Source organism: Streptomyces sp. RerS4, from assembly GCF_023515955.1.
Taxonomy (GTDB): Bacteria; Actinomycetota; Actinomycetes; order Streptomycetales; family Streptomycetaceae; genus Streptomyces.
Genome location: NZ_CP097322.1, coordinates 5,425,866 through 5,438,194, shown reverse-complemented (window position 1 = coordinate 5,438,194; position 12,329 = coordinate 5,425,866). Strand labels below are relative to the sequence as shown.

The 12,329-nt window shown below is 69.6% G+C and carries 13 protein-coding genes; 7 read left to right on the top strand and 6 right to left on the bottom strand.

What is annotated here, in order from left to right:
* Positions 1-84: 84 nt before the first annotated feature.
* The 4 genes from rpsR to rpmG form a co-directional block, all read right to left on the bottom strand.
* The gene (gene rpsR / locus M4D82_RS25160; RefSeq protein WP_249768192.1) at positions 85-321 is read right to left on the bottom strand and encodes a 30S ribosomal protein S18; all 237 of its coding nucleotides are present in this window, start codon (positions 319-321) and stop codon (positions 85-87) included.
* A 97-nt stretch (positions 322-418) separates the two neighbouring features.
* Positions 419-1,570: a CobW family GTP-binding protein gene (locus M4D82_RS25155; protein WP_249768191.1), complete on the bottom strand. Its 1,152-nt coding sequence runs from the start codon at positions 1,568-1,570 to the stop codon at positions 419-421.
* Positions 1,570-1,815: a type B 50S ribosomal protein L31 gene (locus tag M4D82_RS25150; RefSeq protein ID WP_249768190.1), complete on the bottom strand. Its 246-nt coding sequence runs from the start codon at positions 1,813-1,815 to the stop codon at positions 1,570-1,572. The genes M4D82_RS25155 and M4D82_RS25150 overlap by 1 nt, the downstream gene beginning before the upstream one ends.
* A gap of 32 nt (positions 1,816-1,847) precedes the next feature.
* On the bottom strand, positions 1,848-2,012 hold the full coding sequence (gene rpmG, locus M4D82_RS25145) for a 50S ribosomal protein L33 (protein WP_249768189.1): 165 nt from the start codon (positions 2,010-2,012) through the stop codon (positions 1,848-1,850).
* 66 nt (positions 2,013-2,078) lie between these two features.
* Between rpmG and rpmB the strand changes: the two genes are divergently transcribed.
* The 7 genes from rpmB (at position 2,079) to M4D82_RS25110 (ending at position 8,061) form a co-directional block, all read left to right on the top strand.
* Complete coding sequence (gene rpmB, locus M4D82_RS25140; protein ID WP_249768188.1) at positions 2,079-2,315, top strand: 50S ribosomal protein L28; 237 nt, start codon at positions 2,079-2,081, stop codon at positions 2,313-2,315.
* Positions 2,315-2,620 carry a 30S ribosomal protein S14 gene (rpsN, locus tag M4D82_RS25135; protein ID WP_249768187.1) on the top strand — a complete coding sequence of 102 codons (306 nt, stop codon included), beginning with the start codon at positions 2,315-2,317 and terminating at the stop codon, positions 2,618-2,620. Before rpmB ends, rpsN begins: the two co-directional genes overlap by 1 nt.
* Positions 2,621-2,761: 141 nt before the next feature.
* Positions 2,762-2,932 carry a 50S ribosomal protein L32 gene (gene rpmF, locus M4D82_RS25130; RefSeq protein WP_249768186.1) on the top strand — a complete coding sequence of 57 codons (171 nt, stop codon included), beginning with the start codon at positions 2,762-2,764 and terminating at the stop codon, positions 2,930-2,932.
* 4 nt (positions 2,933-2,936) lie between these two features.
* A complete protein-coding gene (locus M4D82_RS25125; protein ID WP_249768185.1) occupies positions 2,937-4,109 on the top strand; it encodes a GTP-binding protein in 1,173 nt (390 codons plus the stop codon).
* A 100-nt stretch (positions 4,110-4,209) separates the two neighbouring features.
* A complete protein-coding gene (locus M4D82_RS25120) occupies positions 4,210-4,353 on the top strand; it encodes a hypothetical protein (protein WP_249768184.1) in 144 nt (47 codons plus the stop codon).
* A 304-nt stretch (positions 4,354-4,657) separates the two neighbouring features.
* Positions 4,658-5,131, top strand: coding sequence for a hypothetical protein (locus M4D82_RS25115; RefSeq protein WP_249768183.1), 474 nt, complete (start codon positions 4,658-4,660; stop codon positions 5,129-5,131).
* Between the two features lie 2 nt (positions 5,132-5,133).
* On the top strand, positions 5,134-8,061 hold the full coding sequence (locus tag M4D82_RS25110) for a tetratricopeptide repeat protein (RefSeq protein WP_249768182.1): 2,928 nt from the start codon (positions 5,134-5,136) through the stop codon (positions 8,059-8,061).
* 600 nt (positions 8,062-8,661) lie between these two features.
* Here the strand turns inward: M4D82_RS25110 and M4D82_RS25105 are convergent.
* Positions 8,662-10,050, bottom strand: a complete 1,389-nt coding sequence (locus M4D82_RS25105; protein WP_249768181.1) for an McrC family protein — start codon at positions 10,048-10,050, stop codon at positions 8,662-8,664.
* Entirely contained in the window at positions 10,047-12,326 is a 2,280-nt protein-coding gene (locus M4D82_RS25100; protein ID WP_249768180.1) for an McrB family protein, read from the bottom strand. The genes M4D82_RS25105 and M4D82_RS25100 overlap by 4 nt, the downstream gene beginning before the upstream one ends.
* Positions 12,327-12,329 lie beyond the last annotated feature (3 nt).

The following is a 12,329-nucleotide window of genomic DNA, read 5'->3' as shown; positions in this document are numbered from 1 at the left end:
CCGGCGCTCGGGGAGGACCACCGCCCGGCTGGTGCGGGCCGCGCGCCGAGAGCCCACGAGCCGGCAGCCGAGGTGGATCGGGAGTCAGCGACCGGCGTAGGGCAGCAGGGCCATCTCGCGCGCGTTCTTGATGGCGGCGGCCAGGGCGCGCTGCTGCTGGGCGGTGACGCGGGTGACGCGCCGGCTGCGGATCTTGCCGCGGTCGGAGATGAACTTCCGCAGCAGGTCGGTGTCCTTGTAGTCGATGTAGGTGATCCCGGCCGCGTCGAGCGGGTTGGGCTTGGACTTGACGGGCTTGTGGGCGACGGGGCGTCGGGCCATGGCGGATTCTCCTTGCGTGAGGCGAACAGGGGGTGGGGGTGCACAGCGGGTGGGGGTGCACAGGGGGTGGGGGTGCACAGGGGGGGCGGGACGGGAATCAGGCGGCGTCGAGGAGGGCGTCGAAGGCGGCGGGTAGGTCCTTCCACGCCTCCCGCCCCGAGCCGTACTCCGCGTCCGTCAACAGGCAGGAGTCGAGGAGCCGCTCCAGCCCGTCGCGGTCGAGGCCGGGCGACGTGAAGACCAGGTGCTGGCAGCAGTCGCCGTGCTCGGGGTGCCAGTCCAGGGCGGCGGCGGCCCGGCGCATCGGCGGGACCATCTCCCAGGCCGCGTCGGGCAGTGAGGCCAGCCACGGGCCGGCGCTCTCGACGCACAGCGCGCCGCCGGCCGCGTCCCAGGCCAGCAGGGTGTCGGGACGGTCGGCGAGCCAGAACCTGCCCCGGCTGCGGGCCGCGGCACAGCACAGGTCCTCCAACGCCTCGTACAGACGCCCGGGATGGAACGGCCGCCGGCGGTGCCAGACCAACGTGGTCACCCCGGCCTCGTCCGCTTCCTGCGGCAGCAGCGCACACGCCGGGTGCTGCGCGGCCGCCGCCGCCTCGACGTCGAAGCCGGCGAACGCGGCCCGCGCGAGTTCGACGGAAGCGGCCGCCACCCGCCGCGCGGTGGGGTGCAGTTGAGCGAGCAGCGCCTGGTCCTCGTCGTCGGCTTCCTCGCTGTCTACGAGCGCGAGGACCGGCGCGTACTCCAGCTGACGGGCCCAGGTGTCGCCGACGGTCCGCTGGTCGGTGGGGGCGGCGGCGAGGCCGGCCTCGGCCAGGTCGTCGCCGTTGGCGAGGCAGGGCAGGACGAGCGCGGGGTCCACGGCGGTGATCACGTTCGTCAGCACCAAACGGCCCTCTCCGTGCCCGGCGACGACCTCGGCCATGGCCTTCGGTTCGACCGAGTCCCACAGCTCGACCACGGCGAGACGGGTCAGACCGCTGTCCGCCATCCGCTCCAACTCGGGAACCAGGTCCTCCCGCAGTGCGCAGCACGCACAGTCGTTGACCAGCGGCGTCTCACCCGTGGAGAGGGTGCCGGAGGCGTCGCGGATCAGACGGAGCACGGTGCCGTCGGGCGCCGCGGAGAGGTCGTGGTGCAGCGCCACGCTTCCGGGAACGGTGCGCAGCAGCTGATCGACGACCTCCCTGCGGGCCTCGGAGTGCATCCCGGCGACGATCACGACCGGGAGCTGGTGACCGTGGTCCATCAGCGGGCTCCGTAACGGCGCTCGAACTTCTCGACGCGGCCGGCCGTGTCCATGACGCGGGCGGTGCCGGTGTAGAAGGGGTGGCTCGCGGAGGAGATCTCCACGTCGACCACCGGGTAGGTGTTGCCGTCCTCCCACTCGACGCTCTTGTCGCTGGTGATCGTGGAGCGGGTGAGGAACGCGGTGCCGGAGGCGGTGTCGCGGAAGACGACGGGACCGTAGGCGGGGTGGATTCCGGGCTTCATGGCGGTGTCCTTGGTGTGGTGGGGGGTGCTGGTCAGCGCTCTTCGCGGAAGTCGACGTGACGCCGGATGACGGGGTCGTACTTGCGCAGCACCAGCCGGTCCGGGTCGTTGCGTCGGTTCTTGCGGGTGACGTAGGTGAATCCGGTGCCGGCCGTGGAGCGGATTTTGATGATCGGGCGGATCTCGTTGCGTGCCATGCCGGTACTATACGACAATGGTTTCCATTACCAACAAGGCCACCCCCTGAGAAAGGCGACACATCCATGTCAGCGCACTGCCAACTGACCGGCGCCAAGCCGGGATTCGGCAACAACATCTCCCACTCGCACCGGCGCACCTCGCGCCGCTTCGACCCGAACATCCAGCACAAGCGCTACTGGCTGCCCAGCGAGGGCCGCAACGTACGCCTGACCCTGAGCGCCAAGGCGATCAAGACGGTGGACGCGATCGGCATCGAGGCCGCCGTGGCCCGCATCCGCGCCCGCGGGGTGAAGGTCTGATGGCGAAGAAGAGCAAGATCGCGCAGAACGAGAAGCGCAAGGAGACGGTCGAGCGGTACGCCGCCCGGCGGGCCGAACTCAAGGAGATCATCCGCCGCCCGTCCGCCACCCCGGCCGAACGCGACGCCGCCCTCGCCGAGCTGCGCCGACAGCCGCGCAACGCCAGCGCCACCCGCGTCCGCAACCGCGACAGCGTGGACGGCCGCCCCCGCGGCTACCTGCGCAAGTTCGGCCTCTCCCGCGTACGGACACGACAGCAGGCGCACGCGGGATTCCTCCCCGGAGTGACCAAGTCGTCCTGGTAGTACGCCGGTCCGTGTGCGGCACCCCTACGGGCGAGCAGGGGGGCTCTGCGGGGTGCCGCACACGGACGGTCGGTTTGAAAATGGCACCCATTTTCATATAGCCTTTTCCAGCGTCACCCCACCGGACCGAGGAGTTCCACCATGGCCGTCCCGAAGCGGAAGATGTCCCGCAGCAACACCCGCCACCGCCGCGCCCAGTGGAAGGCGACCACGCCCCAGCTGGTGCCGATCACCATCGACGGCTCCGTCCACCAGGTCCCCCAGCGCCTGGTGAAGGCGTACGAGCGCGGCCTCATCCACCCCGAGGGCTGATCGCATGACCTCGTACGATCGCCTGCCTGTGACCGTTCTGTCCGGTTTCCTCGGCGCGGGAAAGACCACCCTGCTCAACCACGTCCTGGGCAACCGCGAGGGCCTGCGGGTCGCGGTGATCGTCAACGACATGAGCGAGGTCAACATCGACGCCGCGCTCGTGCGCGGCGGCGAGGCGGCGCTCTCGCGCACCGAGGAGCGGCTGGTCGAGATGACCAACGGGTGCATCTGCTGCACCCTGCGCGACGACCTCCTGGAGGAGGTCGACCGGCTCGCCCGCGAAGGCCGCTTCGACTACCTGCTCATCGAGTCCAGCGGCATCTCCGAGCCCATGCCGGTCGCCGCGACCTTCTCCTTCCCCCGGGACGACGGCGCCACCCTCGGCGACCTCGCCCGCCTCGACACCATGGTCACCGTCGTCGACGCCGCGAACTTCCTGCCGGAACTCGAAGGCGGCGACGAACTGGCCGCACGGGGACTCGCGGCTTACGAGGACGACGAGCGCACCATCAGCGACCTGCTCGTCGACCAGGTCGAGTTCGCCGACGTCATCGTCCTCAACAAGCTCGACCTGGTGAAGCCGGACCAGGCCGCACGCCTGCGCGCCGCGCTGACCCGACTGAACCCGGCCGCCCGCGTCGTGCCCGCCGTACGCGGGCACGTGGCCCTCGACCACGTCCTGGGCACCGGCCTGTTCGACGTCGAGAAGGCGCAACAGGCGCCGGGCTGGGTCCGGGAACTCAACGGCGACCACGTCCCCGAGACCGAGGAATACGGGATCTCCTCCGTCGTGTTCCGCGCCGACGCGGCCTTCCACCCCGGCCGGTTGTGGACGTTCGTCACCAAGGGCCTCGACAGCGGCACCTTCGGGCGGATCCTGCGCTCCAAGGGCTTCTTCTGGCTCGCCAGCCGCCCGCGCGTGACCGGCCTGTGGTCCCAGGCCGGCGCCGTCGCCCGCTTCGAACCCTCCGGCACCCGCGGCCCCGACACCGCACAGGGCCAGGAACTGGTCTTCATCGGCACCGGTCTGCGCGGCGATTCCCTCCTCGCGGCCCTGGACGCCTGCCTCCTCGCGCCGGGCGAACCCGCACCGGACACCGACGAGTTCCCCGCCTGGGAGACGTACGGCATCGACGACGCCTGCGACGTCCACGAGCACGCCGCCGAGGCGGCCTGAAACTCCGGGCTGGGAGGAACTCGCCGACCGTCTCCAGGATCTGCTCGGCAGGCTCGGCGTCACCGATCCGGAACGAGCCCCGGTCATCGGAGGGCAGACGGTGGACCTGCTGTTCACCGCGGACGGCGAGAACACGGCCGTACTGATCGACGCCGGACCGGCAGCCGGATTCGCACGGGCCATCAGGGTGCCGGCGTGGCGGATCCTGGCCGACGGCGCAGCGCTGGAAACCGTGCTCGGCTGAGCCTGCCACCACGGCTGGGTCCGCCGGTTCGACGACTGGGTTGCTTTGGCCCCGGCGCCGCCCCCTTCCATGGGGTACTGCAACGAACGTGTCACGGGCCCCCAAATCGGGTGGGTGATGTTCGCAGGCTCGGCCATCCTGATCCGGCGCGGTTCGGCAGGATCTGTTGCCAGGGGGCAGCCGGAACGCGAAGCGGGCCGCTCTGACGCTGCCGGTGCGACGGGCAGCTTTTTGGGTTCTGGCTTCATGTGTCTTTTGCCTGCCTGCCGCCGATTTCGGGCCTTGAGGGTTGGAGAGGGTGTTCGTGACACAGCAGGAAATGGCGGCGTTGGCCATGGCCGGTGCGACAACGATCGTGGCCGCGATGGCCACGGACGCCTGGACCACCGTCCGTGATGGATTCCTGGCAGTCATCCGCCGCGGCGGCCCTGAGCTGCATGCCGGTATCGAGGCGCGACTGGACGACGCTGCGGTTTTGGTGATGCCGGGTCAGGATCCCGAGCCCGCCCGCAGGTTGCTGATCAGGCAGTGGCAGCTGGAGCTGGAAAGGTTCCTGGCCGCGTATCCCGACGCGGCTGAGGAGCTGGAGGCGCAGACGGACCGGATGCGGGCAGCAGTGGCGGCGGCACCGCAGCGGCAGAACCAGTACAACAACGCCCATGACCACGGCGTGGTCAACGCCGTGCAGAACGGGAACCAGAACAACTTCCACATGGACTCCGGTCCCCGGCTCCCCGCGCCGCCTGCGGGTCCGGCGCGTCAGGAGAGGGAGGGCTGAACGTGGACGCGCCGGTGGGCCCCCGCGACGGCGTGGTGTACACGCAGATCATCACGGCCACCGGTGGTGGCCGGGTCAATGCCGTGCAGCACGGTGACCAGTACAACTACATCTACCGCGGCACCCCGCCGTATCAGGTGGAGCCCTTCCCCCTCACGGTGCCGGCCGCGGTGCCCACGGGGCTGGCACGGGTGCCCAGTCGGCTGCTGATGGCTCGCCACCAGGTCGTTCCCTTCCTCTCCCGGCCGGAACTGGCCTTACTGGAGGCGTGGCGTGACGACGAGTCGCCGGGGCTTTCGGTGCGTTTGGTGCACGCCGAGGGCGGGTCGGGCAAGACCCGGCTGGCCGCCGAGTTCGCCGCACGCTCGGCCAGGGCGGGATGGGCCGTCGCGCTGGCCCGTCACCGCAGCGAGGTCTCCTCGGCCGGGGGCGGTGACCAGAGCCTGGCCGTGCGGGCCCCGGGCCTGGTCGTGATCGTGGACTACGCCGAACGCTGGCCTCTGGAAGACCTGATCACGCTGGTGCGCCAGCACCGTGACGCCGCCCGCGACCGGCTGCGCATCCTCCTGCTGGCCCGCCCCGCCGGTGTCTGGTGGCAGGGCCTGGCCCACCAGTTCACGAAACTCGACGTCCTGGACGTCGATGCCCTCCGGCTCGCAGGAATCCCGGACACCCCAGGGGCGCGTGCCGACATGTACGTCGCGGCCCGCGACCGGTTCGCCGAGATCTTCGCCCACCCCCATCCCGCCAGGATCGGCGTACCCGGGAATCTCAACGACCCGGTGTTCGCCCTGACCCTGACCGTCCACATGCGTGCCCTGGTCGACGTGGACGCCGCCAGCCGCGGAAGGACACCCCCGTCCGGCAGCAGTCAGGCGAGTCTGTCCTCCTACCTGCTGGACCGCGAACGCGACCACTGGCGCTCCTTCCACGACCAGGGCCGCGGCCCGCTGCGAACCACCGAGCAGACCATGGGCCGGGCCGTGTACGTGGCCACCCTCACCGGCGCCCTGTCCCCCGCCGACGCTGCGGCGGCCCTGACCCGCACCGGCGCTGCCGAGACCCCGCCCGCCGGCCGGCAACTGGTCGAAGACCACACCTACTGCTACCCGCCCACCGGATCCGGCCTGGTGCTCGACCCACTCGCCCCCGACCGCCTCGGCGAGGACTACCTCGCCCTGAGCCTTCCCGGCCACGAGGAGGAATTCGGTTACCACGCCACCGACCCCTGGACCATCACCACACCCACCGCACTCCTCGCCCCCGGCCACCAGGACGGCGGACCGGCCCCCTACGCCCGCCAGGCCCTGACGGTCTTGATCGAGGCGGCCCACCGCTGGCCCCACCTGACCACCCAGCACCTCGACCCGCTCCTGCGCCGCCACCCCACCCTCGCCCTGGCCGCCGGTGGCGCCGCCCTGACCCGCCTGAACGACCTGCCCACCCTCGACATCACCGTCCTGGGAGCCATCAGCCACCACTTCCCCGAAGATCGGCACGCCGACCTCGACGCCGGCATCGCCGCCATCACCGAGCGCGTGCTGCACCACCACCTGCCCACCGTCCACGACCCCGCCTCACGCGCGCACCTCCTCCAGTACCTCGCGACACGCCAACTCCACGCCGGCCTTCGCGACGAAGCCCTCACCTCGGGCCGACATGCCCTGCAGGTCTGGCGGGACCTCACCTCCACCGACCCCGCCCACGAAGCCGACCTCGCCGCCTCGCTGAACAACCTCGGCATCTTCCTGTCGCAGATGGGGCGGCAGGAGGAAGCCCTGACCGCCACCCAGGAGGCGGTAGCGATCCGGCGCCGGCCGGCAACGGACAACCCGGCCGCCCACGAACACTCCCTCGCCCTCTCACTGATCAACCTCGGCGCTTCCCTGTGGAAGGTGGGGCGGCGGGAGGAAGCCCTGACCGCCACTCAGGAGGCGGTAGCGATCCGGCGCCGGCTGACCGCAGGCGACCCGGCCGCCCACGAACACTCCCTCGCCAACGCGCTGGACAACCTCGGCACCTTCCTCTCACAGATGGGGCGGCGGGAGGAAGCCCTGACCGCCGCCCAGGAGACGGTGGCGATCCGGCGTCGGCTGGCAACGGATAACCCGGCCGTCCACGAACCCGACCTCGCCGGCGAGCTGTCCAACCTCGGCAACCATCTGTCGGTGGTGGGGCGGTGGGAGGAAGCCCTGACCGCCACCGAGGAGGCGGTGGAGATCCAGCGCCGGCTGGCGGCAGCCAACCCGACCGCCCACGAACCCGACCTCGCCCTCTCACTGACCAACCTCGGCACCCGGTCGTCGGAGGTGGGGCGGTGGGAGGAAGCCCTGACCGCCGCCCAGGAGGCGGTGGAGATCCGGCGCCGGCTGGCGGCAGGCAACCCGACCGCTCACGAACCCGACCTCGCTGACTTGCTGAACAACCTCGGCACCTTCCTGTCGGACGTGGGGCGGCGGGAGGAAGCCCTGACCGCCGCCCACGAGGCGGTAGCGATCCGGCGCCGGCTGACGGCAGGCAACGCGGCCGCCCACGAACCCGGCCTCGCCCGCTCACTGAACAACCTCGGCAGCCGGCTGTCGCAGGTGGGGCGGTGGGAGGAAGCCCTGACCGCCACCGAGGAGGCGGTGGAGATCCGGCGTCGGCTGGCGGCGGGCGACCCGACCGCCCACGAACCCGATCTCGCCCTCTCACTGTCCGCATGGGCAGCGGTGCGTTATGACGCACGACAGGACATGCCCGAGGCACTGCGAGCGACGGTGGACGCGGTGGAGATCTACAGCAGGCTCGTGCCAGCCATGCCCGCACTGTTCATTTCGCCGCTTCGCAAGGTGGTGAGCCTGCAGGCAGATCTGCTCTGGAGCCTTGGGCACCAGCGGGAGGCGGGGGCCGTCCGGGCCTGGCTCGCAGCGAACGATCCACAGAAATGAGCAGTTCCGCGAACGATCAAGCCGCCCCGAATGTGCGACATCCGGCGCGAGCCTCGGCGGGGCCGCGGGCTTCGCCGAGCGGCACCCGGCTGGGGCGCTCTCAGCGCCCACTCGACGAAGCCGCAGGTCAGCGGCCCTTTTCGACAGGCTCCAGGATCGCGACGCACTCCACGTGGTGGGTCATCGGAAACGTATCGGCCTGAACGGAGCCCAGAAAACTCCAGGTCAGGGCCACTTTCTCGGCTCATCGTCCTTCGCGTGGGCACCTAGAGCGTCAAACGAGCGTCACGACCGAGCGTCCTGTACTCCTCAGGCAGAGAATTCGCGGCTACAGCGCACCGTACGAGAGGACACCGTCCCCCGCATCGCCTGAAGCACTCGGGCGGCCACGTGACGGACTTGCCGGAGCTACACGCGCGTCTCCCGACAGATGTGATCGCGCTCGGCTCCCCGTATCCCCTGAACCTCACCGGCGGCTACGCCGGTGAGGGCCCCCAGCGTGCCCTCCTCTTCCTGCATGGCTGGTACGGCCACTGCGGAGCACCCGCATTCAGCTGGGTACCGACTCTGAGGACCGCTGCGCAAGGGCTGTACCCATACTCATGTACCGGTTCCAGTGCGAGGTCGCGGAGCAGTGGTCCTGGCTGCCGCGATCGTTCTCGCGAGCTCGTCGATACGGGCCGTGAGTGCCTGGGGTGGCAGAGACAGGTCCACCACATGCCGGTAGAGCATGATCGCACCGCCAGGCACGGGGACGCGTACCCCCGTACCGTCCTCGTCCCCCGCGACGGATACGAGATGTCCCTCGGACAGTCCGAAGCAGGTGCAGTACGCCAGCATCTGGTAGAGATTGGCCCGCTTGACGCCGTCCTGGTACTTGGCGTCCACGAGAATGGCCGGGTGCAGGGCCCCGTCCTCGCCCGACAGTTTGTGCACAAGGTCCGGCAGGAGTGGGTATTCGCTCCGGTCGTCCAGGAAGTGTGTGTTCGCCTGGGCCTGGAAGCGCCCTCCGATCTGCCGCTCAAGAGCGGAACCGAGGGCCTTCGCGAGGAATTCCTCGAAGGCTTTTTCCATGTTGAGGAGGAGGCCGTCCACCCTGACCGGCCGGCCGTCGACGTATTCGAAGGACGCGCCCTTGAGGATGATCTCAGCGAGGCGCAGCGCCGGAATGTAGTGGGCGTTGAGTCTACTGGGGGTCCAGGCCGCTACGGGAGCTCCGAGCACCGGTGCGGTCACGCCGTCCAACAGAGCGTCCAATCGCCGGAGTCTGGCACGGTCTTGGGGCTGCACTTCCGGAAGCCGGGTTAGGCGGCGCGCCGCACTGAGCAGCAGCTGGTTCTCTGGGATGTCGGGGGTATGTTCGTCGTACGAGATCTCGAGTGGAAGGGCGAGACCCGGGCGGCTCCGAAGCTGAGCGGCTGCACGCAACCGCCCACGCAGCATCATCGAGGTGTCCTCGCGGCCCTGGTATCCGGACAGCGGGCCACGACGGAGTGCCTGCTCGGCTGCCCGGGCGAAAGTGTGGGCGATCGCCGGGAACAGTTCGTTCCGAACTGCCGCGTCGACCGGGTCCGGCTGCCAGCGCGCCCAGCGCGGCGCGTAGACCAGCAGGTATAGGAGCCGGTCCACCGTGACCTTCGGGGCGATACGCAGCTGTACGGCGCCCTCGGCCGTACCGAGCCTGACCGCACCGACTGTCCGTCTGGCCTTCAGCTCCCAGCGGGAACGGTCAGCGCCTCGGCCGGCTGGACGAATCTCGATGATCTTGCGGGCATCCTCGGAGCTGAGCGTGTCCACCTGTGCGGCGGTCAGTGTCCAGGCACTCCATCCGCCGCCCTCGGCCACATCCACCGGGAAGGGAGCCCGACCGCGCCGGGTCGTTGTCGCACCGGTGTTGCGCGACGCGGCCTGGATCGTGGCGCCGACAGGCGCCGCGGCGGCAGGCCGCACCTCGATGTCTTCCCGCCGTCGCCCCCTGACCTCAGTCACTCAGCGGCTCCTCGCGCCGCCGGCACGCCTTCGCCCGTCCCCTCGTCAGCGGCTGAAGGAGCGGTGGGTGTGCCGAGTCCGAGCTCCTCCCGCAGCCCTTCCAGGCCGTACTCGGACGAGACGTCGATGTCGTCCCCCCAGTGGAGCTCCTTGAGCAGAGGCAGGATCTGGTGGCGCCAGACCCTGTCCAGGCCCTTGGGGTGGGTGTGCACCGGCGTGCGCATGAAGTAGGACGGGCCGATCCGGAAGTCACGGTCGTCGAGCCGGGCCCGCTCAATGCGGTTGTTCAAGGCGTCAAGGAGACGGGCGGCGTCCTGCGGGAACTGCTTCTTCGCCAGCCAGTCGGCGAGAACGGTGTCCACCGGCTTCTCGGACGGGTGCAGTTCCATGAAGGAGAAACGCCGGCGCATGGCCGCGTCCATGAGGGCGATCGAACGGTCCGTCGTGTTCATCGTCCCGAGGATGACCAGGTTGCGCGGCAGCCTGAAGCGGCGCCCCTTGTCCGAGCCGTACAGCAGGTGCACGAACTCACGTCGGTATTCGAGGAGGAAGTACAGCTCGCCGAAGACCTTGGCGAGATGGCCACGATTGATCTCGTCGATGACCAGGACAAAAGTCTCCCCGGGATTGTCGTCAGCCTTCTCGGCGAGGTTCTTGAGGGGGCCCGGAACCAGGTCGAAGACAATGCCGGACCCGGCGTCCGAGAGATCCTTTCCGACAGGTCCTCCCATCATGGCTTTAGGGCTGCTCCCGCTCTTGGTCTCCTCCGGCGTGAGAGGAACCGCACGCGGGCGGAAACCCTCGAAGAAGTCCTCGTACGAATAGGCAGGGTGGAACTGCACCAGCTGGACGTTGGCCGACCGCCCCGCCGTGAGATGGCGGGCCAGGGCGAGGGCCGCGAAAGTCTTACCGGTGCCCGGCGGTCCGTGCAGGATCAACTGGGGCCGGTCACGCAGCAGTTCCACGCAGTCCTGGAGCCACTCCGTGTCGCGCATGGTCAGTTCATCCGCTAGCTCCTGTGTGACGTCGGGAAGTTCGGCGGCGTCGACGGCACCCGTGGGGGTCTGCTCAGGATCCTCGTCGAGAAAGACTTCAAGGTCGCCGGTGAACTCGGACAGTTCCAGCAGGCCGGAGTTCGGGTTGCCCAACGGTCCAGCAAGCCCCTCGGGCAGATCGTCCATGGTGAGCGGGGTGTCCAGATTGCCCCAGTCGACCTCCCTCTGCAGAACGGTCCCGTCCCCCGTGACGGTCGACACAGCCGGCCCCTTGACCTCACCGAGGTAGATCTGGTCCCCATCGGTGGTGACGACGATGTCGCCCTCCCTCATCCGGGACAGGAAGGCGTAGAAGGCGGTGGCCGTTTCAGTGCGCCGGGACTGGCTGAGATCGGTGTAGTAGAGGTCAACGACCTGGCGGACGTGGTCCGGCTCGTCCCCCTCGGCCAGCCCTGGAAGCCGGTCCGCCGAGAGCGTGCAAACGCCCTTCTCCCGCCACAGCGAGCGGATCAGCGTCGCCCCCCGCCCATCGGTCCCACGGATGAGCCAGGCCCGCCGACGCGGCTTGTCCTCTGGGGCCGCGGCCTGGAGTTCCTGAGGGACGAGGTCCTGAAGCTCCTCGCGCCGGACTCTCTTCGTAAGCAGTGCGCGCACCGCATGTGCCCCGGAGGCGGCCGGGTCATATACCCGACTCTCCTCGAGGAGCGTGCGCCACTCGTCATACTCGCCCTCTGCCAAACGGAGTTGCTCGGGAACTTCCCCGTCCGATCCCAGGGCCAGATGCCAGCCGGTCGGGCGATGACTCTGGAGCCACGCCCGCAGCGGCTCCTCATCCAGGCCGACGGTCCCCGCCAGGTCGGCGATCTCCACCCACTGGTTGGCGTCCGGCATGGTCTCAAGGATCTCCGCCGCCCGGTCGAAAGCCGCTCGCTCGGTACTCCAGTACCCATACCTTTCGTACGCGCGGGTCAGGAGTGCCGCCGGATCACCCTCATACGCCAAGAACGCCTGACGGCCCGGGCCGGTCAGCCTCCACGTCCGGCCCGTCTTGCGCAGCCAACCCGCCTTGCCAAGGTTGATGCTCTCGTATCGCAGCTTGGTCCTGATTGTGGTCGACAGGTCCGGGAAGGCCTCCTCCCAGTCCGCCTTCAACGACGGGTCCAGCTCCTGCACCCGCTCCCACACCTCACGGTACGGCAGCCCGTGGCCCTTCGGCAGCTTGGCGAGCACTTGCATGGCGCCGTGCACCGCACGCGCGTTCAACTCGAAGACTACGGTCACGAC

Coding starts and splice junctions, on each gene's coding strand:
- rpsR (WP_249768192.1), bottom strand. CDS start 321: ATGGCCCGACGCCCCGTCGCCCACAAGCCCGTCAAGTCCAAGCCCAAC.
- M4D82_RS25155 (WP_249768191.1), bottom strand. CDS start 1,570: ATGGACCACGGTCACCAGCTCCCGGTCGTGATCGTCGCCGGGATGCAC.
- M4D82_RS25150 (WP_249768190.1), bottom strand. CDS start 1,815: ATGAAGCCCGGAATCCACCCCGCCTACGGTCCCGTCGTCTTCCGCGAC.
- rpmG (WP_249768189.1), bottom strand. CDS start 2,012: ATGGCACGCAACGAGATCCGCCCGATCATCAAAATCCGCTCCACGGCC.
- rpmB (WP_249768188.1), top strand. CDS start 2,079: ATGTCAGCGCACTGCCAACTGACCGGCGCCAAGCCGGGATTCGGCAAC.
- rpsN (WP_249768187.1), top strand. CDS start 2,315: ATGGCGAAGAAGAGCAAGATCGCGCAGAACGAGAAGCGCAAGGAGACG.
- rpmF (WP_249768186.1), top strand. CDS start 2,762: ATGGCCGTCCCGAAGCGGAAGATGTCCCGCAGCAACACCCGCCACCGC.
- M4D82_RS25125 (WP_249768185.1), top strand. CDS start 2,937: ATGACCTCGTACGATCGCCTGCCTGTGACCGTTCTGTCCGGTTTCCTC.